Here is a 24895-nt window from a genome sequence, read left to right on the forward strand (position 1 = left end):
GCGAATAGGCCGCGATTTTTTCGCTCGTATGGCCGATGCCGGCTGTGGCGCATTGCCGAGTAACCGTGGTCGGCTCGTAGCGTGTGAGAAGGTCCCGGTTCTCGGTCGAATGGGTTGCGATGAGTGACGGTGTGTGGGATCAGCTTCCCGGGGAAGCCGTGCCGGCGCTGACCTCTGCCTGCCTCCGCCTGGAATTCCCCTCCGGCGGCGGACAGGTCTCCCTGGCACTGCGTGCCTCTGGTACGGCGTCGGGACGCACCTGGTCAGTGGGTCTGGCTTCCGCACACAAGCCGGAGGAAGGGCGGGTGACCGCCGTGGTCGCCGCAGCGAAACCCGATCTGTCCCTGGCCCAACTGCCCGTGGTGGGGTCGCGGTTGCCGCAGAACGCCGCTCGGCTCTCGCGGGTCGCGCTCGCTGCCAGAAACGGTGCCAAGGTGCCCTCGGGCGCGATGATCGCGCGTCTGCAGAGCCTGCTGGCGAGCCTGGGATGTGAAGCTTTGCCTGCGCTGACCGCCCAGGCTCTGGAGCGGAAGGCGTCCGTGGGCGTCGAGGCCCAGGTCTCCGGCGCCCCGGTCCAGGTGTGGACCGGTTTCGGGAGCGGTCCCCGTATGGATCTCACCAGCACCGGCGAAGCCGGTGCGGAACCTCTGCCGGGGCCCGAGGGGTCGGGAAGCCCGGCTCTGCTGCCGGCCTCCGAAGGGGAGTGGTGGGGCTCACGCGCCCTGCCTGTCGCCCACACGGCACCGGACAAGGCAGACGCCGATCCGCCCGAGCCCGGGTACGACGACACCGCTCGGACAGCCGAGATCGTTCCTGTCGTCGGCAAGCTGACGTCCCCGGAGCTCGCAACCGGCCACGAGAGCCGCGCGGGTGCCGTTGCTGCCACCGTATGGAAGGACGTGAACCGAGCTGTCGGCCCCCTCCAGATCCATCGCTTCGGCTTGGCCTATACCACGTCTCCGAAGCGACTGTGGCTCCTGCTGGACGCCTCTCTCGGCGCGGTCGGTCTCGTCTTCGACGCCGTGGGACTCGGTCTGGGGGTCGCCTTCGACGGGGCCTTCACCGTCTCCGGGACGCTGGACGGCTTGGGAGTGTCGTACGCGGCCGGGCCCGTGCACATCGCCGGTGCGCTCGTCCGGGACCCCAACCCGCCGGAGCCGCTCGTTCTGTTGATCGGCGGCATGCTCGTGGTCACCACGCCACGACTGGGTCTCCTGGCAGCCGGCATGTACGGGGAGATGTCGGACGGGCGCGCCACCGTGTTCGTCGTGGGCCAGATGACGGGCCTTCACCTGCCCCTGGGGCCGATCGACGTCACCGGACTGCTCGGAGGGCTCGGCTACAACTCCCGGCTGGCGCTGCCCGAAAAGGCGGCGGAAGTTCCGCAGTACCCGCTGGTGGCAGGCATCGGGAACGAGAGTGCCCTGCCGCTCAAGGGCGGTGCGGCCGCGGTGCTGAAGAAGCTGGGCAGCCTCGTCACCGCAGCCGGAGATCACTTCTGGATCGCTGTCGGTGCCCAGTTCACCGTCTTCAAGGTCGTCGAGGCTTCCGTGGTGGTGGCTCTCCGGGTTTCGCCCGGCGACCTGACGGTCGCGCTGCTGGGTGTGGCCCGTGCCCGGTTCCCGCAGAAAGACGACCCGTACGCCTGCCTCACGCTCGGTCTCCGCGCCGTCTACCGGCTCTCGACGGGCGAACTCTCCGTCTCAGGAGCACTGGATCCGGCCCAGTCGTACCTGGTGAGCAAGGACTGCCGCCTCAGTGGCGAGTTCGCGGTGTGCACCTGGGTACCGCCGTCGTCCCGGGCCGGGGATTTCGTGATCACCCTTGGCGGTTACCACCCGGCGTATCAGCCGCCCCGGCACTACCCCCGGGACGTGCAGCGCATCGGCATCAGCTGGCAGCCCAACGATGCCGTCGTCGTGCGCGGCGAGGCGTACGCGGCTGTGACGCCGTCGATGCTGCAGGTCGGGGGAGCGCTGCGCATCGAGTACTCGTCCAGCCGTGTCTCTGCCTGGCTTCGGGCTCACATCGACGCCACGGTGCAGTGGGAACCGTTCCGCTTCGAGCTGTCCGTGGGCGTTCAGGTCGGTGTCGAGATCCGATTCCTTGGCACTCACCGGCTCGAACTGGACGTCAAGCTTGTCCTGTGGGGGCCGCCGACAGGCGGAGTGGCCCAGTTGCGACTGCCTGTGGTGCCCGACGTGTACGTGCGCTTCGGAGCCGGACGACCCAAAAATGCCGCCGCATTGGGCTGGAGTGAATTCCACACGCGTGTGCTGGCCGGCGCCGGAGCCGAGGTTTTGGTGGCCTCCGGTCTCCTCCAGGAACAGAAGACACCCTCTGCCCGGAACGCGACGCCGGTGGTGCATCTCGACAGCCTCACCCTGGCCGTACGGACGCCGGCACCCTGCACCCACCTGCGGACGCAGACGGGAGCCGATACCCATCAGACGAAAGCCGGCTCTGCCGACGCCACCGTTCCCATCCGGCCCATGAACAAGGGCGCAGTGACAACGGCCTGCACGCTCTCCCTCAGGGACAGCTCCGGTAGGGTCGTCAGCCTCGAAGGCTGGACCGTCACCCCCGACCACGCAGCTCTTCCGGCCGCCGCCTGGGGCGCCCCTCTCGGCCCCTCCTCGCCCCCGCCCGTCGCGCCCCGCCAGGAACTCCTCGGCGGTCAGGTGACCGGCGCCAGGCTTGTCCCCCCTCCGGCCACCCGCACCGACCCGCCCCTTCAGGGAATGCCGAAGGAGCGGCTGGAGGCGGAGTCCGGCAAGGACGGCAAACTGCCGGGCGCCGACGGCGAATTCGGCGACCGGCTGACCGATGGGACCCGCCGGAAGGTGGCCGAAGCCGTGAGCACCACCGCGGCACAGCAGGCACGCACGGGCCTGTACGCGTGCTGGAGGGCACTGGGAATCGCCCCCGGAAACCCGACAGGCCCGCCCCTGGATGCGCTGAACGGCTATGCCTCCCGGCTGTGGTCCACCGTCGCCGACGACCCGATGCTCGTCCCCACCTCCGGCGGTTCCCGATGACCGATCCCACTGCTCTCCGCCTCACCGCGCCCAAGGCCCTCAAGGTCACCCTCGTAGGCCAGGACCAGCCACCGCTCCAGCCCGGCACCTACACGCTCTCGGTCGACCAGCCTGTCAAGGAGGGCGCCACCACACTGGGCGGGCTCTCCAGCAAGCAGTCCTTCACGTTGCATGCACCACGCTTCGCCCTGGACCCGGCAGACGTCATCGCGGTGCATCCGCCGCCCACCGCCACCGGCCGCTTCGAGATGACCCTTCCGCACCTCGTCCTGGCCCGCGGTGGTCTGCCCTGGTCACGGCGGCTCACCGGTGACGGCCAGATCCCATGGGTGGCGCTGCTCCTGCTCACCGATGACGACGTGCTTCTCAATCCGGACACCCGGGAGCCCGTCTCCGGGCGTACCGTCAAGGATCTGCTGCGACCGCCCCGGAACATCCTGGCCCCGTCCCTTACCCCGGTCCCGGACGAGGCGCTGCACGGCCGCCCCTGTCAGACCCTCGACCTGCGGGCCGACGCGCTGACCGACGTACTGCCCAAGTGCGGAGAACTCCGATGGCTCGCACACGTACGCAATGTGTACACCGAAGGGCAGTCGCAGACGACCGGGAGCGCTGACACCTTCGTCCTCGGCCGCCGGGCCGTGATCACCACCAACCGCTTCCCCCGAACGCCTTCCCGCCGCTACACTGCTGTCCTGGTCTCCCTGGAGGGCTACGCCAGCTACACCTTCCTGGGAGGCAGTACCACCCCCCCCTCCGGCACCACGGCGATCCGGCTGGCCGCCCTGTGGTCCTGGTCCTTCACCACCGGCCCGTCGACGGGAGACCCCCTCAACAGCGACTTCCACGCCCTCGCCGGACGCCTGTCCGCAGCCACCGCCACCGAGCGGCTGCTGCGCCTGCCGCACAGCGCCGGCAAGGACGAGATCGCCACGCATGTGGCCCGCCGACTGGAAGGCGGCCACGTGCCGGTCACCTACCGGCTGCCGACCGGCGAACACGCACCCGCCTGGTTCCGAGGCCCCTTCACGGCCCGCCCCGCCCGCAGAGTGCCCACCGGACGCGAAGCGCTGCAAAGCGCCGACGCAGCCCTCATCTACCTGGAGCGCTACGGTGCCTGGGACGTCAGCTACGCCTGCGCCTACACACTCGGCCAGGTGCTCGCAGCCGCGGATCCCGGCCTGTTGCGTGCGCTGGAGGGCTACCGGGCCGACGGGCTGACCGCCGCGCAGCGTTCGTACCGTGCCCCCGCAGCCACGACCGGTGGCGGCACTGACGCCCGTGCCCGCTTCCAGGCCCTTGTCACACGGGACCTCGCCAAAAGGATCGACGAGGGACTAAAGAAGCGTGACACGGGACAGGCCGCTCCGCCCGCCGACGACAGGCCCGTGAGCGGGAGCCAGGCGACTTGGCATGGCATCGGCGCCCTGGAGCGCGCTGTTCACGCTCTGACCGTACAGCCGGCAGCGAACAGCGGCGACGGCCCGGCCGACAGTCCACTGTCGCGAGCGCTGCGCACAGTGGCCGGTGACCACACGGACGCCGTGGCCGAGGCGCTGGGGCCGCCGGTGCAATGGCTCTCCCGCGTCCCCTTCGACCACTTGGTCCCGCATGCCGGAATGCTGCCCGAGCACAGCGCCCGCTTCTTCCAAGTCGACCACCAGTGGATGCGCGCGCTCTTCGCCGGCCTGCGCAGCGTGGGTGCGGTCAGTTACCTCGACCTCCATCTCGACCAACTACTGGCGAGCGCCCTGGCCGAGCGCATGGAGCCCGAACTGCCCGTGTTCGGCGGGCTGGTGCGCTCCCCGCTGATCCGATACTGGCCCGATTTGATCGTCGAAGCGTCCAAGAACGGCAGCAGCATCACCATGTACACCAGCCGACCACTGCCTGACGTTCTACTGCTGTTGTGCAACAAGCAACAGCCCGACACCGTGATCCTCCGGGAACCCCCACACGGGCTGAGCATGGGCATCGACACCATGGACTCGGGCGGTGCACTCAACTTGCGCCGACCGAGCGGCGACACCATCGGCAGCCCTCTCGGCGCGCAGGCAACCGGACTCAACGCCTGTGTACGCGGTGCCGGCGGCCGTACCAAAGAAGTGCTGCGTCTTACCGAGGGCAGTGAACCGATGACGGAGAAGGTGCAGGCCGCCCTGCGGGCCGCGCTGAATGACAAGGGTTACGCACTCACACCGGCCGGACTGGCACTGCAACTGCTCAACAGCGCCGGCCAGCTCCGGCTCGTCACCTCCTGACCGGCTGCGTTCGTACGAAAGAGATGCCGACCTTATGGACAGCAGTCCGCACACCGCTCCCACTGTCGTCATTGCGCCGATGACCATCGACGGGCTGGTCGTGACCAAGCTCGTTGCTGCCGATCCGTTCTGGCGGAAGCAACTCGCTTTCCCCAGCCACTACCGGAACCCCGAGCCGCGGCCGCTGGACGCCAGTCACCGGTTCGGTGTCCAAGAACGGGACCAAGGCGTCTACCTCCACTGGCACTTGCCGGAAGCGCTCGGCAAGGGCCGCATCGACCTCACCCAGGGCACCGACGCATCGCTGCGTTACCCCGCGGTGCCCAACAGGTGGATCATCCTGCGCTACTACCACCCCGACGGAAGATCTGCCGACCAGAGCCCTCAGGTCGCGGGCTGGCTCATCTACAGCGATTACCTGTCCGCCAAGCCCCGGGGAGAGAAGGGGGGAGCCACGTCACGTGTGGGGCGCGCCCAGTGGCTGGGGCTCAGCAAGTCCCTGACCAGCAGCGAATGGAGCGAGCCCACGGGCGGCCAGTGGCTCAGGCCCCTGACCGCGCTAGGGCCGGGCGTGCCGGCTTTCGCCGCGTTCCAGCCGTACTGCGAGGACGTTTTCTCCTTCCACGACCCCCTGGTCGGCGCCGACGGCAAGCCTGCGGCTCTCGGCAAGGGCAGTCTCAGCTATCTGGTGGCCGGCTGGCACACCACGGCCGTCGACGACCCCGTGGCTGCCCAGCAGATCACCGACCTGCTCTCCTTCTTCTGCGACAGTTCCACCGACCACCGAGCCGAGAACGCGCTGCGCCGCCTCGGCTGGAGCATCACCCCCGCACCCGCCTTCATGGGCAACGACCGTTCGCTGTATGCGGGCACTCTGCTGGCCATCCCGTGGGATCCCGCGAAGAAGCCCCAGCCCGATCCACGTCCGGACGGCAGCCAGGACATCAAGGCGGCCATCGGCCACGACATGGCGGACGCCATGGCCGCCCTCGTGCAGGACAGTCTCCCAGGAGAGCCGTCCAACGGTGTCGACAAGGCCGCGGCCGAGCCCTTCCACGCCTTTCACGCAGGCCACCTGGCCGCCCTGGACCGGGCCGTCGACCCCGGATTCGAGCCCGACCTGCTGGCAGTCGCAGCCCACCGCGACTGGTTCGCCCCGTATCCGGACGGCACCTGGTGGAAGGTCACCCGTACCGAGGTCGACGCGGTCCTCACACCGGACGACGACGGCGACGACGTCTCCAGGGATGAGTCCCTCCGGGCAAGACTCGCCGCCCTCAACACCGCTCAGCGCGCCCTCGACCACAAGCAGTACGAGGTGGTCGGCCGACGCCGGCAGGTAACCGAAATGTGGTGGCTGACATGTCTCTATGCCGAAGCGAAGGCCAAGCCCCCCTTCGACAACGCCAAGGCCGTCGACCAGACCGACCCCGCCAAAGCCGGTGCCGCAAAGGACTTGAAGACCGCCGTCGACGCACTGCTCAAGCTCCGCGGCGAACGCGACGCCGCACGCACCGCCCTTCAACAGGCCCTGCCGAAAGGGTGGAAGCTCAGCTCCGGGCCCGGCGCCCCGTTTTACGCTCCCGAGGATCCCACCCTGCTGATGCGCGGAGCCGGTACCCCGCTCAGCGACTCACTCGCGCGGAACACACCCCTGCCCTGCCGGTACGGCGGCCAGCCGGTCAGCAGCGCCTCCGTCGTCGCCAAGGAGGGCTCTCCTGCCGAGAAGTTCACTGCACCGTCGGCGGCCCGCCTGCCGCTTCCCGCCACTTGGGACCGCGCCGTCCGGTCGGCCCCCGAAGCCGTGCGCGGCGTGCTGAAAGACCTCGGCCGTGAGCTCTACGTCCTGCACGCCACGGCGCACTACCTCCACCAGGCCGGTCACCTCTCGTACGGCACCCGCCTCGCGGACCACGAGCGGCTCGCCAAGCCACTGCCCGCCACGTGGCCGCTTGCCGACACCGTGTGGCAGCAGCCCTGGCGCCCGCTCACACTCACCTGGCAAGTCCGTTGCCATACCCTGCCGTACGAGCGGACCGGTGGGGCCGGAGTCTGGCACTTCGACGGCGGTCGGCGTCGCCTGAAGACGGACACGAATGCCGTCGGAACCGTCGAATTCCAAGGGCGCAGTCTCATCAGCGCCGTACCCACCACGACGCTGCAGCAGCGGATCAACACCCACAAGGCCACCTATCCCGACACTCCTGCCGGTGCTTTCGACGGCTTCCGGGACCTGGCCGGTACCTGGAACCTCGCCTCACAACGGCTGACCGGCCTGCGCGCCGCCCTCACCCGCCGGACGGCTGGCCACCTCTTGCCCGGCGCCCCGACACCGCTGCCCGACATCCTCAAGCCTCTTGACTCTCTGGTCCCCGACCCCGGACTCGGCGCTCACCTGCCCGTCCAGGCTGCTCATGTACGGCTGCGCAAGCTCAACGTCGTCGACAGTTTCGGCCGCGGCGTCCTCGTCGTCAGCGACGACAACGAACAGAACTACCGCGTACGCCGCTCGCAGAGCCTCACCAGCGCCCGCAAGGCCAAGACCGGCGACGAGGCAGAGGACAAGGATGTCCACCGCTACCTGGAACTGGTCCCCCGGCTTCCCCAGCCCGCCCGGCTGTGCATGACGCCCATGTCACACAAGGCCACCGCCACCGGCCTCGACAAGGTCGTCGACGCGGACAGCGACCCCTTCCTGGCGACCGACACCCCTGTCGGAGGCTGGTTCGTCGTCCGCCGCACCAGCCCGCAAGGCCACCCGGCCAGACACTGGGTCCTCGCCGCCTACGCCCCGAACGGTGACGCCCTGGGGGAGGTCCGCTTCCTCTCCGGACCCGCCATTGACGGCAGCCGAGACGCCGTCACCTGGGTCCCTCTGCCCGGCTCGCCCTATCCGACGCCACGGTCCCTGTGGCAGCCCGCCTTCGCCGCCACCTACCCCGCACTGGCAGGCTTCCTGCGCGGGCTCGTCGACGAAGACCCGGATGCCATCGCCGCCGGCACCAAGCCCGCCACCGAGCGGCCCTTCCGCATGGTCGACCTTGCCCAGAGCGTCGAAGCCGGGTTGCTGGCCACCACCCACCGACCCGGCAGTCGGCCCATCGGAGCCGGCCTGGCTGCGGGACGGCCACTCGCGCTGGTGCGGCTGCGACTCCACCTCGAACTCGACGCCCGCCCGCTCACTGATCCCGCCTGGAACAAAGTCTTCGACAAGGACACGACCACGGACCCGTATTACGCCACCCGCCGCTGGCCCGTCCGCCTCGGCTTCGGCGGCGACCTCGCCGACGGACTCATGGGCTACTTCACCGGCCCCCTCACCAGCCCGGGAGCCACTGACTACGACACGCTGCACGCAGTCCACGCCCCCGAGCATCCCGCCGGCATCTACACCGTCCCCATCACCGACGGCCTGGACCTCGCCGTCCCCGCACGCCCCGTCGCGCCGACAGTGAATCCTGCCGACGCGGCCTACCTGACCGCACTGATCGACCCGTACACCCACATCACCGCCCACACGGACATCCAGCCCGCCCTGCGCTACCGGCTGCCGCCCGCGGCTGTTGCCGAGCACCTGCGGCGCCTGACCCTCGCCGTACGGCTCGGGCCGGCCCTCGCCCGCATTCTTCCCCCGACCCTGCGCAAGGGGGGCGGAGCTGCACTGCCCCAGCTGACCATCCCGACCCCGGAAGCAGCTGGGGCCTGGGGGTTCGCCGAACCGGCCCGGCCACCCGCCGAAGGCTGGGCCCGGTACGCACTGGCTGCCGCCACCAGCGAAGCCCGCCTCGGGTCCGACGCGCCCCAGGCGCACAGCGGCTACCTCACCCTCACCGTGCAACCGCCCAAAGAGAACGAGAAGCGATGACGACCACACCGGACTGCACCGTCACCCTTCAGCCGGACTTTCTCCGCTGCACTCCACACGGCGACCTCGAAACCAGCACCCTTCACGTACGCATCGACCCCCCTGCACCGTGCCGAACCATTCGCATCACCGTACCCACGGGCAACGGGGCCGGTGACCTCGCGGCGGCCCCCTCAGAGCTGGCCACCGCCACGCCGAGCTGGAAGCTGACGCATCCGGCCCCCGGAGTGATCGAGGCAAGCACGGATGGCAATTTCGGCGTCTCTCTCGATCTACAGCTGACCGGTCTGCTCGTCGGGCCTGATCCGGGTCCCGTCGACATCACGGTCACCACCATGCTGGACGACGGCACCGAGCACACGGTCACCCGGCAACTCATCAAGGACTTCAATGACTTTGCCATCACAGGACTGCGCCCGGAGCCGCTCCAGACCACGTACGACGGTTCCGTCGAGCTGCTGTGGCAAGGGCCGAAGACCACTCCCAAGCCCACGTATTACCTGTGGCGCTCGGACGGGAAACCAGTCGATAGCCCGATCAACGTCAACGACAAGAACGGCGAGTGCCGATACCAGGTCAAGAACCTCACCAGTGCCGCCAATGCCTTTCTACTGAAGGCCACGGGGCCTGGGAACAAGGAAGCTCGTGGCGTGACCGCAGTCGCCGTCACCCACGGCGACGTCCATGCCGGAGCTCTGTCGGCCAACGGCAACACCACTCTGCTCAAGAGCCCTGTGACCTGCCTGGACGAAACGGTGGTCAAGACGAAAAGATACAAGTCCACCACCGACGGCTTCCTCATCGCCAACCTGACGACCAGGAGCGCTGGCGAACGAGCCACCCTGGAGATCACTGTCTCTCCAGGCGGTTCCTACGCTCAGCCCGCCGTCACCCGTACTCTGCATGCGGATGCTGCCCACATTCCGGTCGACATCCAACTCCCTGTCCCCGCAGGGGCCACCCTGAAACTCGAGCTCACAGGCGCAGCCCCGAAAGCGCAGGCGAGCTGGTTCGCGCTCGGGGGCGGACAACTCACCGAGCAGAGCGAGGCCGACCAGTGACCGCGAACACGGCACCCACCGCGTCTGCGGCGGACGATACGGGGCCGGCCCTCGCTGACGTCCCGCTCCTCACGTATTCCCTCGGCCCGGACCACCTCGATGCCGCGGCCCGGAACGCGGAACTGATGTTGATCGCCACCAACAAGACCGGCAAGGACGTAACCGTCACGCGTCTCACCCTGCGCGTTCCCCGCGGCCGCGGCGAGAACGACCTGACCATCCAGACAAAGGAGGGGGTGGGAGTCAACACGCCTGATGGTTGGGACACTTACGCACAGGACCTCATCAACCCCACCCGCATTGAGTTGGGCGCCGAGTATTCAGGCAGCGACGGGAAGGTGGTGCCGCACAACGGCACGGTGACATTCACCCTCACCGGCATCACCGTCAACGGACGGCCGGGCGTGGTACCGCTCACGGCCTGCGAGTACGCACGGGATGACACCCTCCGCACCAAGCCCCTCGCCCTCAGTAAGACCACTCCGGGCTTCGTCTTCCGTGACTTCCGCCCCGATCCCTACATGATCGACGCGAATCACCGCAGCACCAGCCTGACCTGGAAGACGCAGAAGCCACCGAAGACCGCCGTTGTCTATTGGCTAACCTGCACCACCGACAGCGGCCCGAGCCGGCCCATCAACGTCTCGAACCGTACGAGCCACCCACTCGCTCCCATCACGAACACGCTCTGTCTGCTCACGGCCGAACTCACGCCGGCCACGGGTCCGAAGACCACCGCTACTCTCAACACCCAGGTGTTGGTGGCCCGTCCCACCGTCTCCACACACAAGCTCTCGGTCGACCGCACCGTCAGCCTGCTCAACCGTCCGCTCGCCGAGGGCGGCCCCGTGCCCGGCTACACCAGCTCCGACTGGCGCAAGGACCCGATCGAAAGCCCCAGGGCAACCTTCACTGCGGACACAGACGGTCTGCTCCTGGCCACCGTGCGATCCCGCCTGTCCGGAAAGGTCGCGACGGTCCGTATCGAACTGAGCAAGTCCGGTACTAGCCTGGCAACTTTGAACGTGCGCGCAGGAGTGACCGAACGGACCTGCTGCCTTCCGGTCCCCGCCAAGCACACGGTCACGCTTACCACGACCTTGTCCGACAACCCTGACGAGAAGTGGTACCTCCTCGCACTTGATTGGCGCCCCTTCGGTGTCGGCCGCCTCACCCAATGAGGGCGAGCACGGCATCCGGGTGATGATCCGCCCCCGTATGAGCAGCCCGTCACGGGACGTTCAAGGACAGTTCCTGCTCCGCAGAGTCACGCCCCGAGGGGGCGGGCGAATAGCCGCAAGGCGCAGCGGGAACAAAGGTCGTCCTCACCACGAGAACTGGGCCGATCCTCAGTCGTGGACCGTGTCCCGCACCACCTCGATCAGTCGACCGCGGTTCTTATCGGCTACTTCGATGGTTCTGCCCTGCCCAAGAACTTCTGCGCCGACTGCTTGCTAAAGGTGCATGACGAGCTCTTCCTGGTCACGGTGAAAGAGGTCTCCTCCTTGCCGTCCGTCCCGGCATATACGCGCAGGACCGGCTGGGTCTTTACCTGGTCGTAGCCAAGAAAGGCAGCCGTCACGGCCGAGTCCAGCGGACCGGGCACCGCTTTGCCGACCGGACCGCTGGAGGGGTCCCAGAGGCAGTAGGCACATTTCCGGTCCAGGGTCTTCCCCCACAACAGCACGTTACTGTCCGCGAGTTCAGCGGCTGCCGTCACCGTGAATCCCGGCGGAACGGCCGGTACGGGGCGGATGTGGGCGGCTTGGCGGGGCTTCAAGTGATGCCAGGAGACGCGCCGGTATGCGGAACCGTGCGTAACGAGTGCGTGCATGGTATATGCCTCGAAGCCGATCTGCTCATCTCTCCGATAGATCCCCAGGGGCGGATTGTCGCCGAACCTGCCGACAAGGCAGGGCCATAGATCGGAATACCGTACAGGCTGTGCAGAGAATGGATGGTTAACGGGAGGCTCCCCGTTTCCTGAATTCCAGGATTCGATCGGATCTCCCGTGCCCTCCTTCTGAAGGATCCTTCGCACGACGTTGCTGCTGTAGAAGACGTAGACAAGCGGTTCGCCGACGGGCCCCTTGCCTGCCACCAGTGCGGCGGGTGCTTTTCTCATGGGTCTTCTCCTCTTGCGGTTCCGGTTCGACCGGGCTGTCACCAGTTCGGACAGTCTGCCCTTGCGCCTACCTACCGAGAAGAACCCTGTCTCGGCGAGTCCTGCAACGGCTACCGGCCCCGCGCCGGGTGTTTGAGGGGGCTTGGTGCCTTATTTGGGCATGAATTGACCCCCTGGGGGTCAAAGGGTCGTGGGTTCAAATCCCGCCGTCTCGACTTGCATTTTCGCAGGTCAGCCGTTTCCTTGTAGTGAGGGAACGGCCTTTCTGATGTTGTGTCGGTTTGTGGTCGCAATGTGGTCGCACGTGCTCACCGCTGCCGGGGCTGTCCGGGGGTAAATCCTGGTGCTGGTGGGCTGCCTGATGGTGATCATCTGGTTGTGCAGCTGCGGGATGTGGTCGCAGAGCGGTCGCGGTGCGGGGATCGGACGTGGGGGAGCGGGTAGCCGGTCGGCCTGGGTGAGGGTTTGATCGATGGCGTCGACGGCTTCGCGGGCTGCCTGGGTGGTGAGGTGGCTGTAGACGTTCGCGGTCGTGGAGAGCGTCGAGTGCCGCAGAGTCTTCGACACCACGGTGAGCGGAACGCCGGCGTTGATCGAGATCGTGGCCGACAGGTGCCGGAGATCATGGATCGTCGTACGGGAGACGCCTGCTTTCCGGCAGAGCAGATGGAACCGGTTGAGGACGTACTCCGGGTGGAGCGGTCAGCCGTCGGGCCTGTGGAACACGAAATCGCCTTCGAGCCCTGCCATCGTTGACGGCGTCTGTCCGGGGCGCGGTGGTGGAGGGCGGTGGCGACGCGGCCGGAGACGGCGACCCAATTCTTACTGCTCCTGGTCTTGGGCGTGGTGATCGCGAGACGGTTGTTGTCGATCGCGGAGAGCGTCGCGTGTATATAGAGGACGCGCTTGTCGAGGCGGAGGTCGTCCCAGCCCAGAGCGAGTGCTTCTCCCTTGCGGATGCCGGTGCCGATGAGAACCTCGACAAGATCGGCCATGAGCGGATCGGCCGTATGGCAGTGCCGCAGGAAGGCGACAGCCTCGTCGACGGTCCAGATGTGGCGCTCGGCTGTTGCCGGCCGGGGGATGATCGTGGGCCGTGCGGGGTTGTGGTCGAGCCGGTGGTGCCGGACCGCCCCGCCGAGTGCGCTGGACAAGGTGGCGAGGATCCGGTGAACGGTGACTGGGCCCCGTCCGCGCGAGAGCTGCGCTCGGACGAAGGCCGCGATGTGGCCGTAGCCGAGATCGTCGAGCTTGATCTTCCCGAGCGCGGGGATGAGATCGTCCTCGACATATGAGTGGTAGCGGACCGTGGTCGTCGGCTTCAAGGTCATGGCCTTGGCCTGGAGCCAGGCAGTCAGGTAGTCGGCGACCGTCTGGTTCGGATCGGCGAGAAGACCCGTACCAGCGGTGTCGATCAGGCGCCGCAGGGCCTGTGACGCGGTGCCCCGGTCAGGGAAGCCGCCACGACGGACGGTGTGACGCCCCGGGGCGCAGTGAGGGATATCGACGGCGAACGTCCATGTGCCGTGATCAGGATCGGTTACGAGTCGCGGACAGCGTGATCCGAGCTGTTTGTGTAGCTGGTCCTGGCAGCCGCAGCGGCGGTAGACGCGCCCCCGAGAGGTGGTGGAGCGCATGGTGATCGCTTCCAAAGGTTGCGCATTGAACTGCTACAATCAGTGTCAATCGTGGTGTGGCCGATCTTGAGACCACACGCGGCCACAATGGGTCCCGCACCCCTCCTGACCTGCTTCGCTCCCTTGGCGGGGCCCCAAGTGCGGGGCTGCGTCCCGGTGGCTGAAGCCCCTGCTGCGGCCGGGGGCGGGCGATGCCGAATATGGACAGTGAGCGGGGGATGGTGAGACCTGCTCGCAGAACGTGATCAGTCGGCGTTTGGGTGTTGGAGTCCGTCCAGGAGCGCTTTGTCTGTTGTTCTTGAACCATGACGGACGCCAGCGCGGCGGCGCGGGCCGACGCCCTCGCCGTCCTCGCGCTGCGCGAGGCCATCCACCGCGAGACGGAGCACGGCCGCGGCGTGTACCTCCACGACGCCCTTTGGCTCGGCGCCACCTGGAACGATGCCGGCGCCGTCCTCGGCCTCACCCCTGACGCTCGCGAGCTGCTGCGCGCCTGGGCTACGGGCCAGCACACGCTGTACACACCGCATCCGAGGAATGGGGCGAGTAGCTGCTCGGCCTCAGCACCGAGCAGCACGTCGCCGGCCTGGCCCTTACCGAGCTCGTCGGCGACGAGCCGACGGAGGGCGCTCAGTGAGGTTCGCGCCATTCATCCGCTGCTCGCATTGTGGTCTCGTCGGCATCCCGGCCGAGGAGCGCCGCCGGCGGGTGGCCGGGATGGCGCAGGCCCGCCGTGCGGGCTTGTCCCAGGGACGGAGGGGGTGATGACCACCGGCATCGAGCAGCGCCGAGGTGGCCGTTGACGCTGAGCTTGTCCCTGCCCAGCCCGTCGGCGGGGCGGTGGAGGCTTACGACCCGGCGGCGGCTGCGGTGCTCGCCGCGCTCGAGCAGGGTACCGACGAGCACATCGAGGCCGTGCGCCCACGCAAGACGAAGATCTCCTACGCCCGCGACTGAGCGCTGTGGACGGAGTTCCACGGCTGGCTCGCCGAGCGCACCGGCACCGATCGACCGCCGGATCACCGGGGTGGCCGGCACCGACCGGCGGTCTCCGTGCAACGTGACCGTGCCCAAGGACGCCGCGCTCGCTGCCCGGCAGCTGGCCAAGCGGTTCCGCGCGCAGGGCAGACGGGCCGGACGCGCCGGGGCGGGGCGCCCGGAAGAAGTGCCCCGCCCCGGCGCGCCTGTGCTCAGCTGAGGGCCGTGAAGTCGCCCCAGCCGCCCGTGCCCACAGCGAACGGAGAACCGTGATCGCGAGTGGTGATCTTCGGGTAGAAGAGGAGCCCCGCGGCGTTGTCGGTGGTGGTAGCCCAGAGGTCCGGGACACCGTCGTTGTCGGCGTCGCCTCCGGAGGCGATCAGGGGGCGGTAGGCCGCGGTCCAGTGTTGGCCGAACTGCTGGCGCGTGCTCCCGTCACCCAGACCCTCACCGGCCGGTCCGCTTCCCGGGTACACATAGATCTCACCCGAGCTGCGCCGACGAGTCACCAGGTCGACGCGCCCGTCACCGGTGACGTCTCCGGGGGCGATCACGTCGAAGTCGGTCCAGCCGCCGTCACCGATGAGGACGGGGTCCGTCTCGTCGAGGTACCAGCTGCTGGATCCGTAGTAGAGCCAGAGGTGGTCGCCTTCCTTGACCAGCAGGTCGGGAAAGGAGGGGATGTCGGGCGTGCCGTCGTTGTCGAGGTCGGTGGGGCCATCGACGTCGCCGATGGCCACGATCTGCTGGGCGTTGTTCCAGTGGTTGTGGGTCGGGTCGTACACGCGGAGCTCCTGGCTCCCCATCGGGCAGCCCTGCGGCTGTCCGTCGACGACCTCGACGGACTTCGTGCAGGCGTAGCCAAGGCCGTTGTTGGGATGGACGAACAGCTTCTTGGTGCCGTCGCTCTGGGGACGTGCGGAGATGAGATCCTCGTAGCCGTCACCGGTCCAGTCGCCGCGGTGGGTGATCAGGGCGCCGGTGAAGTTCTCATTGCTGACGACCGTCGCCGGTCCGACGCCTCCGTTGCCGGTTCCGGCGTAGAGGCGCAGGTCACCGTTGGTGCGGATGCCGTACAGGTCGGAGTTGCCGTCGCCGTTGAGGTCCCCGGGCCTGTCGGCGATCTTGGGGCTGTTGGCGTAGAAGAAGTAGATCTGGATGTCCGAGGGGTTGCCGGCCTTGTCGAGACTGCGGGCGTAGAGCTTGTGCACGCCGACCGACATGGGGGTCACCTTGACGGAGACGGACCCTCCCGGTGAGGCGGCGGAGACCGTACGGCGGGTGGTGTCCCAGTCGTTCCAGTACTCGTACTTCGTCACGTCGCCGACTCCCCCGGAAGCGATGGTGAAGGAGCCGGGGGTACGGGCCGTTCCCGTGGCGGCCGGCCAGCCGTTGCCTCCGTCGGGGTACTCCGTGGAGGAGACGACGGGCAGGGCGCCGGGGCGCGAGGTGTCGATGGTGAAGCGGCACGGCTCGGCGGGTGCCCAGGGAGAGACGGCGGTGCCGTCGTCGGCACGCACCTGCCACTGGTGGACGGCGCCGTCCTTGAGGACGGACTTGGGCACGGTGACCCGGGCGACGTTGCCGCTGGTGACCGACACGGTCTGGTTGAAGATCGCGGGATCGCCGTCCTTGATCCACATGTTGAACCGTGCCTTGACGGTTCCCCCGTCCGGGTCGGAGATCTTGGCGTACAGTTGAACGTCGCTGTTGCCGATGACCGAGGTCTGCTTGGCACGGCATTCGGTGGCGGGACTCGTACCGTAATCGGTCGGGGTGCTGGGCGGGGTCGTGTATTCGGTCGACAGTACCGCGGACTTGGCGTCGAACTTCTTCCAGCTGTAGACGGACGTCTCCGTGGCGGCGCGCAGGCCGAGCGTCCAGTTGGTCCAGTGGGAGGCGGCGGCCTCCTTGGTTCCCGACGTCACGTCGAAGGCGAGGTTGCCCGCAGGGCAACTGGTGCTGCCCGCCCAGCCCTTGGTCTCACTGGTGGTGGCCACCTTGCGGGTCCAGCTGGGCTGGTTGTTCCAGGTGGTGCCGGAACTGATGCTGCCCGTGTCCCACAGCTGGGTCTCCCGATCCTCGCAGGACCAGGACCATGTGTTCTTGATCCGGAACGTGGACTTGATGATCCGCTTGTCGGTGTCCCAGAGGTTCTTGGTGTTGAGCTGGAAGAAGGAGCGGCCTAGCCCGTCGGTTTCGTTCTCGTAGCCGATGCGCGCGGTGGACGTGCCCTTCGTGCCGTCGCGGTCGATCCACCCCGCGCCGTTGTAGAAGGCGCTGTTGGCGTACTTCTTGTAGACGAGGGCCCAGGCCTGGCGGGCGCCGTCGACGTACGGGTCGATGAACACCGGGTAGGTGGTGTCCTTGCCCGTCAGCAGTCCCGTGTCCGGAGTGATCTTGAGGTTGGACGGTGTCACCGCCACCTTCATCTCGGAGGTCCTGGCACCCTGCCCCGGCTGGAACTCGTCATCGGCTGGGGCGGGGGCAGGGAGCGCGGCGGTTCGCGCCAGGGGAGCGCTGCGGGCGGCCTGCTGCGCGGTATCAGCGTTCTGGGCCGGTCCGGAGCTGTCCCACATCCTCGGGGTCGGCCCCGAGAAGACCACCTGCCCGGCCGGGTTGACGCCCGTGAGGTTGCCGTACTGGTCGACGGAGACCTTCACCCCGTCGGCGGACATGCCGTACTGGATGGCCTTGAGCGCCGGATCGGCGGCTGCCCGGGGTGACCTGACCACCAGGAGCTGCCCGAAGCCGGTCGCGCTCGCCCGCACCTTCAGGTCCACGTCCGGGAGCACCTCGGGATAGGTGACCGTGTTGCCGGAGACCTGCGCCTTCGGCAGCGCCTTCGGCCAGGACAGCGATACCCGTCGGCCGTCGCGTTCGATGGTGGCCAATGGGCCGTCGCCGCCCGGGGAGAAGGACATCTTCACCGGGGTCGCGGCCGGGCTGATGCGGCCGTCCTCGGCCGGGGCCAGCGCGGTGTCGATGTCCACCAGCGCGTGGTTCTTCTTCACCCGCTGAGGGAGGGCGTAGCGCTCCTCGGTGAAGGTGCCCGAGGGGTTGGCGAAGACGGACGACGTCTCGGTCCGCCGGGGTATGACCTCGACCGGCTTCCCGCTGCTCTCCGCCTCCTTGAGTGCGGCTCCGTCAGCCTTCGCTACCGCGGTGGTGGGAGGACCTGGTGTGCTGCCGTCACCGGGCACCGGCGTGGCGGCGGCCCCGGGCAGGGAAATGCCATTGACGATGAAAAGAAGCGAACAGGCGAGAAGAGCGCGTGGAATGCCTCTTCTGCGTGCGCCCAGCCTTGTTGGCATGGGAAATGCCCTTCGGTTTGTCCATGAATTGCGAGGGCACCGTAAAGGCAGACCCAAAGGACTGGCAAAACGAATGATGCCACAGATGATCATGGGCTGGCCAGAGGTTTCATTTATCTGCACATTATGTCCGGAAATATCGGAGGTGATATCGGTCAAATCGCCCAGCTGGTAGTCGCAGGCGATCCACCGTGCGGGGGTCGATGGTCACACAGCGTGATATGTTTCACGCCACCTTTACGTAACCAACTTGGGGATTTGGCAAATGCCTGCCTTTATGAGGTTCTCGTCGAGGAGGCGCCCGGAAGGCGCTCCCGCGAGACATTCGACAAGTCGAATAACCGCTGCACTTACGGCTACGGTGACCATTGCCGGGCTGCTCTCCTACGATTCGTTTTCGACCCGGGGAACGGCTCCAGGGACCCAGCGGATCAAACCCGTACCCGTCTCGGAGGTGAAGGCCAGACCGGACCGGACCCCGGACCAGGCGGCACGGAACGCGTGGCACGAGGCGCCGTCCGCGACGTGGCCGAAGGCCGGCGGCGTCACCGTCGCGCTCCCGTCGGCCGCCGGCGCGTCGAGTCCGAAGAAGGCACGGGCCGGTTCCCTGCCCGTGGAGATCGCGTCCTCCCATACCGCCGACAAGGCGGGGCTGGGCACGGTGCGCGTCGAGACGCTGGACCGCAAGGCGGCGGAGCGTGCCGGTGTCGACGGCGTGCTGCTCAAGGTGACAGGCCAGGGCAAGGCCTCGGCCGACAGCGCCGTCGACGTCAAGGTGGACTACTCGGCCTTCCGGAACGCCTACGGCGGTGACTGGGCGTCCCGGCTCACCCTCGTGCAGCTGCCCGACTGCGCGCTGACGGACCCCAAGGACGCCGCGTGCCACCGCGGTACGCCTCTGCCGTCGGCGAGCAACGACGCCGCGAAGGGCGCGCTGAAGGCGACCGTTCCGCTACGGCGCGTCGCCAGGTCCGCGGCCTTCGCCCCCGTACTGCTGGCGGCGACCGCCGATGCTTCCGGGGCCTCCGGGGCCGCTGGAGACTGGAAGGCCACTTCACTCTCGCCTTCCGGTAGTTGGCAGTCGGGAGGTTCCGGTGGTGGCTTCGGCTGGAGCTACCCGATCGTCCTGCCCGAGGTCCCGGGCGGTCACGCGCCGGAGCTCGCCCTCTCCTACTCGTCCCAGGCCGTCGACGGCCGTACTGCGGCCACCAACAACCAGGCCAACTGGGTCGGCGACGGCTGGAGCATGGCCGACAGCTTCGTGGAACGGCGCTACAAGCCGTGTATCGACGACATGAAGGACGGCAACAACAAGGCCAAGAACGGCGACCTCTGCTGGGGCACCGACAACGCCGTGCTCTCCCTCAACGGCTCCACGACCGAGCTCGTCAAGGACGACAAGAGTGGCGAGTGGAAGCTCAGGCAGGACAACGGCACCAAGATCGAGCGCCTGAACTCCGCCGACCGGGGCAACGGTGACAACGACGGTGAGTACTGGCACCTGACCACTCCGGACGGGACCCAGTACTACTTCGGCTATAACCGTCTTCCCGGCTGGTCCTCCGGCAAGACCGAGACCCACTCCACCTGGACCGTTCCCGTGCACGGCAACCACAAGGGCGAGCCGTGCCACAAGGACGCCTTCGGGGACTCGTCCTGCAGCCAGGCCTGGCGGTGGAACCTCGACTACGTCGTGACCCCCGGCTCGGACGCCATGGCGTACTACTACACGGCCGAGACGAACCACTACGCGCGCAACGCCAGCTCGACCACGGGCAAGGGAACCGTCACCGAGTACGTCCGCGGCGGATACCTGAACCGCATCGACTACGGCCTGCGTGCGGACAACATCTACGGCACCAACGCCGCGGCCGCGCGGGTGACCTTCACTGAGGCGGAACGCTGCCTGCCCGACTCGGACTTCGCGTGTGCTGAGGACAAGTTCACCAAGGACAACGCCAAGTACTGGCCCGATGTGCCCTTCGACCGGTACTGCAAGTCCGGCGACGAGTGCAAGGAACAGTACTCGCCGAGCTTCTGGACCCGTAAGCGTCTCGCGAAGATCACCACGGAGTCGCTGATCGACGGCTCCTACAAGACGGGCGACACCTGGGAGCTCAAGCACCAGTTCCCGAGCAGCGGCGACGGCAGCAGCCCGGCCCTGTGGCTGTCGGCGATCTCCCACACCGGTCACGTCGGCGGCAAGGAAACGACGCTGCCGGACGTCACCTTCAAGGGAATCCAGTTGCCCAACCGCGTGGAGAAGGCCCTCGACGCGGTGCCGCCGCTCGTGCGGTACCGGGTCTCCGCCGTGCAGACGGAGACCGGTGGCACCATCGGCGTCACCTACTCGGAACCGGAGTGCAAGGCGGGCGACCTGCCGGACGAGGCGCACAACGCGCGCCGCTGCCACCCCGTCTACTGGGTGCCCCAGGACTCCCCGGCCGCGGACTACAAGCCGGTCAAGGACTGGTTCCACACCTATGTGGTCACGCAGGTCCGCGAGTCGGACAACACCGGCGGCGCCCCCGACAAGCAGATCGAATACACCTATCTCGACGGTCCTGTCTGGGAGAAGAGCCAGGATGAGCTGACGAAGCCCGAGCACCGCGCCTACAGCGAGTACCGGGGCTATGGCCGGGTGCAGACCCGCGCCGGTGCCGGCGCCGACCGGCGCACGCTCACCGAATCCCGCTACTTCCAGGGCGCGACCGGCACCCAGGTCGCCGACAGCGAGGGCAACAAGACCGACGACCACCCGGCGTTCGCCGGAATGGTCCGCGAATCGGCCACATACGACGGCGACGGCGGCAAGCTGCTGTCCGCCAAGGTGTACGAGCCCTGGCGCAAGGGACCGACCGCCACCCATGCCCGCGAGGGCCTTCCCGACCTCACCGCTCAGGTGTCCGGGATCCAGGCTGAGAGCGGCCGGACGGCGGTCGGTGACGGCTGGCGGCGTACGAAGTCCGAGCGGACCTTCGACGACTACGGCATGCCCCTGACGGAGACTGACTTCGGCGACACGGCGAAGACGGGCGACGAGACGTGCGCGACGACGACGTACGCGCGTAACGGCAAGAACCCCATCCTCAACGCCGTCGCCGTGCGGCGCGTCCTGTCGGTGCCCTGCGGCAAGGAACCGAGCCTCCCCGACGACCTCATATCGGAGAAGCGCTCGTACTACGACGGCTCGGGCACGCTGGGCGAACTGCCGGACAAGGGCCGGGGGCTCGTCACGCGGACGGACGAGCAGGACGCCAAGGGAACAGGGTTCGTCACGACCGGCACGGCCACCTACGACCAGTACGGCCGGGCCCTGACGGTGACCGACGCGCTCAACAACAAGTCCACCACCGCGTACACCCCGGCAACCGGCGCGTCTTCCACCAAAATCACCGTCACCAACGCGCTGGGACACACGTCCAGCACGGAATTCGCGCTCGGACACGGCGTGATCACGGCCCAGACCGACGCCAACGGCAAGAGGGTCGAAGCCGAATACGACGGCCTCGCCCGGCTGACGAAGGTATGGAAGCCCGGACACTCCAAGTCGGCCTTCCCCAAGAGCCCCACGTTCGAGTACGACTACCAGATCCGCCGTGACGGCCCCACCGTCGTCACCTCGAAGACGCTGGAGCACAACGGCTCCTACCGGACCGACTACGCCCTCTACGACGGGCTCCTGCGCTCCCGCCAGACCCAGACGGCATCCGCGACGGGCACCGGCAGGGTCATCTCGGAGACCTTCTACGACACACGCGGTCTCGAGTGGAAGTCGTACGGTTCCTACTACGCCGACGGCGACCCCTCCGGCACTCTGGTCACCAGTGACGACTCCAAGGTGCCGAACCTCACGGAGAACCTGTACGACGGGGCGGGGCGTCTCACCGACGCGATCTCCCGGAAGTACGGGGACGAGACGAAGCGCACCCGGACGATTCACGAGGGCGACCGCACCACGGTGATCCCGCCCAAGGGCGGCACGGCCACCACGACCGTCAGCGACGCCCTGGGGCGTCAGACGGAACTGATCCAGTACACGAACGACGACCGCACGGCCTCGCAGTCCACGCGCTACTCGTACAACGCCAAGGGACAGCGGGAGAAGGTCACCGACCCCGCCGGCAGCACGTGGGCCTACCGTTACGACGCCCGGGGCCGGGAAGTGGAGACCGACGACCCCGACAAGGGGCTGAGCACCACCGCGTACGACGCCCTGGACCGGCCCGTGTCGCTGACAGACGCGAAGAACGCCACGCTCACCACCGTGTACGACGTGCTGGGCCGCAAGACGCAGCTCAGGCAGAACGGCGCGGTCCTGAGCGAATGGGTCTACGACACCGTCGCCAAGGGCCAGCTGACGTCGGCCAGCCGGATCGTCGGCGGCAAGAAGTACACCTTCGAGACGACCGCTTTCGACGACTGGTACAACCCCACCGCCGACAAGGTCACCATCCCCGACAGCGAAGGGGGCCTCGCGGGCACCTACGAGTGGACCCGCGGCTACAACGCCAATAACGGACTCCCCGAATGGGTGCGCCAGCCTGCCATCGGGGGACTCGCCGCGGAGCGCGTCACCACCAACTACGACGACTCCAAGCCGTACGACCTGCCCCTGCGCACGACGGTGAGCGGTGCCACGCTGGTCGCCGACACCAAGTACGACGCCTTCAGCCGTCCGCTCCGCAGGGAGATGGGCACGCAGGGCAAGCGGCTGTGGGAGACCAAGGAGTACGACGAGCACACCGGTGACCTGACGCACACCACGACGGAGCAGGAGTCCGGCCCCTCAGGCCCCGGGCGCCTGGACGACATCCGGTACACCTACGACGCGGCGGGCAACATGACCCGCCTGACCACCGTCACCGGCCAGGGAGAGGCCGCAGTCACCGACACGCAGTGCTTCGTCACCGACTCCCTGCGGCGGATCACCCACGCGTGGACCACGACCGACGCCTGCGCGACCAAGCCGGAAGGCAGCAACCGTCCGAAGGTCGGCGGGTCCGACCCGTACTGGCACTCCTACGCCTATGACGCGATAGGCAGTCGACAGACCGAAACGCTGCACGACGCCGGCGGGGACGTCGCCAAGGACGTGAAGCGGGCCTACGCCTACCCGGCCAAGGACGCACGGCAGCGCCGGGCCCTGACCTCCGTGACGACGACACGAGGGGAACAGACCACGCCGGAGCGCTCGGACGACTTCGTCTACGACGCCGTGGGCAACACCGTCCTGCGCCGGACCGAAGACAAGGAGCAGGCCCTCGACTGGGATGCCGAAGGCCATCTCACCAAGGTCACGGAGAACGGTCGGACCACCAGCTACGTCTACGACGCGGGCGGTGCCCGGCTCATCCGCAAGGACGCCGAGGGCAGCACCCTCTACCTGCCCGACGGCAACGAGCTCCTGCTGAAGCCCGACGGCACCACGAAGGTCGGGACGCGGTACTACACCCACAGCGGCGAGACCACCGCCCTACGGGCGGGAGGCAAGCTCAGCTACCTCTTCTCGGACCACCACGACACCGCCACCACCGCCGTCGACGCCGCCACCCAGGCGGTGAACCGCCGCAAGCTGACCGTCTTCGGTGCCCAGCGCGGCGCGGCATCCACGGCATGGCCCGGAGACCGCGGGTTCGTCGGCGGCACGAAGGACAATGCCACGGGGCTCACCCACCTGGGAGCCCGTGAGTACGATCCGGCGACCGCCCGGTTCATCAGCGTCGACCCGTTGATGGACGTCACCGATCCGCAGCAGTTGCACGGGTACAGCTACGGCAACAACAACCCATTGCTGTACAGCGACCCGGACGGGAAGTGGTGGGGCTCGACACTCGTCAACTGGTTCTTCGGTACGGACGTCGGTGAAGTCATCAACGAGGCTATTGAGGTCTACGTCGATTACCACGCTCAGCGGGCCGTCCGGCCTCATGTGTCCAATCAGAAGCTCAACAACTACCTGGGCAACATCTATGCGCGGGACAATGCCAAAAATGTCTACGGAAACGGCAAGGCCAGCGCTGCCATCAGGTACGAGCTTCGGAACGGCCACAGGCTCGTGTCCGGTGGACTGGAGAAGGACCAGTGGCACGTACAGAAGGGGTGGGCCGTCCTTTCCGGCCTTTCTGATCTGATCGACGGGGACCGTGCGGCCCGTGAAGGAGCGAAGGGAAAAAACGCGGTCCGGCTCTCGGACGAGGATCTGGCGACAGCGAAGCGAGAGGCGCAGGAGCTGTGGGAGGCGTTGAATTCCAGAGATGTCACGGGAAATGTGGAAAAGGAAATCAAGAGTAAGCCTCAGCTGGAGAAGGAGATGAGGACGAACCGGGATAAGGTGGTCAAATCAGCTGGTATGCAGGATGTCACGGGCCAGGGGTTCGAGCGCAATAAGTACAGTGGTCGCCCGGAGCCGGTGGGGGAGCCCACGAAGATGCGCGGGTTCGCGCGTACCTTTGGCATCGTAGGTGGAGTGGCTCAAGTACCCGGATATGCGCGAGACGTGCAGCGGCATGGTTTCAAGCAAGCGACGAAGGATCTGATCAAGAACTTGGTCGATCCGTTCGGGATAGCGAAGAGAAACAGCACGCCATCGAATTCCGGCTGTCCGTGCTAGAAG

Annotated in this window: 12 protein-coding genes and 1 pseudogene; 9 read left to right on the forward strand and 4 right to left on the reverse strand. The window is 67.6% G+C overall.

Annotated features, from left to right (window positions below; all coding sequences use genetic code 11):
• Positions 1-158: 158 nt before the first annotated feature.
• The 5 genes from AB0E98_RS12510 to AB0E98_RS12530 are packed head-to-tail and all read left to right on the forward strand — an operon-like array spanning position 159 to position 11406.
• Positions 159-3038, forward strand: a complete 2880-nt coding sequence (locus AB0E98_RS12510) for a DUF6603 domain-containing protein (protein ID WP_361701621.1) — start codon at positions 159-161, stop codon at positions 3036-3038.
• Positions 3035-5299 (forward strand): hypothetical protein, encoded by a 2265-nt coding sequence (locus AB0E98_RS12515; RefSeq protein WP_361701623.1) that lies wholly within the window; start codon positions 3035-3037, stop codon positions 5297-5299. The genes AB0E98_RS12510 and AB0E98_RS12515 overlap by 4 nt, the downstream gene beginning before the upstream one ends.
• Before the next feature lie 34 nt (positions 5300-5333).
• Positions 5334-9164: a hypothetical protein gene (locus tag AB0E98_RS12520; protein ID WP_361701624.1), complete on the forward strand. Its 3831-nt coding sequence runs from the start codon at positions 5334-5336 to the stop codon at positions 9162-9164.
• Positions 9161-10225 carry a hypothetical protein gene (locus AB0E98_RS12525; RefSeq protein ID WP_361701626.1) on the forward strand — a complete coding sequence of 355 codons (1065 nt, stop codon included), beginning with the start codon at positions 9161-9163 and terminating at the stop codon, positions 10223-10225. Before AB0E98_RS12520 ends, AB0E98_RS12525 begins: the two co-directional genes overlap by 4 nt.
• Positions 10222-11406, forward strand: coding sequence for a hypothetical protein (locus AB0E98_RS12530; RefSeq protein ID WP_361701627.1), 1185 nt, complete (start codon positions 10222-10224; stop codon positions 11404-11406). The genes AB0E98_RS12525 and AB0E98_RS12530 overlap by 4 nt, the downstream gene beginning before the upstream one ends.
• Before the next feature lie 224 nt (positions 11407-11630).
• Here the strand turns inward: AB0E98_RS12530 and AB0E98_RS12535 are convergent, their stop codons facing one another.
• Together AB0E98_RS12535 and AB0E98_RS12540 are read right to left on the reverse strand one after the other, a co-directional pair.
• Positions 11631-12350 (reverse strand): hypothetical protein, encoded by a 720-nt coding sequence (locus tag AB0E98_RS12535; RefSeq protein ID WP_361701628.1) that lies wholly within the window; start codon positions 12348-12350, stop codon positions 11631-11633.
• A gap of 231 nt (positions 12351-12581) precedes the next feature.
• Complete coding sequence (locus AB0E98_RS12540) at positions 12582-13016, reverse strand: tyrosine-type recombinase/integrase (protein WP_361702116.1); 435 nt, start codon at positions 13014-13016, stop codon at positions 12582-12584.
• Positions 13017-13237: 221 nt separating this feature from the next.
• Between AB0E98_RS12540 and AB0E98_RS12545 the strand changes: the two genes are divergently transcribed.
• Complete coding sequence (locus tag AB0E98_RS12545) at positions 13238-13645, forward strand: hypothetical protein (protein ID WP_361702135.1); 408 nt, start codon at positions 13238-13240, stop codon at positions 13643-13645.
• On the opposite strand, the pseudogene AB0E98_RS12550 reads toward AB0E98_RS12545, so the two are convergent.
• Positions 13622-13987, reverse strand: a pseudogene (locus AB0E98_RS12550) (hypothetical protein); the annotation flags it as partial. The gene AB0E98_RS12545 and the pseudogene AB0E98_RS12550 sit on opposite strands and share 24 nt — an antisense overlap.
• A 792-nt stretch (positions 13988-14779) precedes the next feature.
• On the opposite strand from AB0E98_RS12550, the gene AB0E98_RS12555 reads away from it, so the two are divergent.
• Positions 14780-14944, forward strand: coding sequence for a hypothetical protein (locus AB0E98_RS12555; protein ID WP_361701629.1), 165 nt, complete (start codon positions 14780-14782; stop codon positions 14942-14944).
• A gap of 103 nt (positions 14945-15047) precedes the next feature.
• Complete coding sequence (locus tag AB0E98_RS12560; protein WP_361701630.1) at positions 15048-15185, forward strand: hypothetical protein; 138 nt, start codon at positions 15048-15050, stop codon at positions 15183-15185.
• Here the strand turns inward: AB0E98_RS12560 and AB0E98_RS12565 are convergent.
• Entirely contained in the window at positions 15178-18168 is a 2991-nt protein-coding gene (locus AB0E98_RS12565; RefSeq protein WP_361701631.1) for an FG-GAP-like repeat-containing protein, read from the reverse strand. The genes AB0E98_RS12560 and AB0E98_RS12565 overlap by 8 nt on opposite strands.
• Positions 18169-18733: 565 nt before the next feature.
• On the opposite strand from AB0E98_RS12565, the gene AB0E98_RS12570 reads away from it, so the two are divergent.
• Positions 18734-24892: an RHS repeat-associated core domain-containing protein gene (locus tag AB0E98_RS12570; RefSeq protein WP_361701632.1), complete on the forward strand. Its 6159-nt coding sequence runs from the start codon at positions 18734-18736 to the stop codon at positions 24890-24892.
• Positions 24893-24895 lie beyond the last annotated feature (3 nt).

Origin of the sequence: Streptomyces sp. NPDC037389, from assembly GCF_040636475.1 — a bacterium.
Taxonomy (GTDB): Bacteria; Actinomycetota; Actinomycetes; order Streptomycetales; family Streptomycetaceae; genus Streptomyces; species Streptomyces hesseae.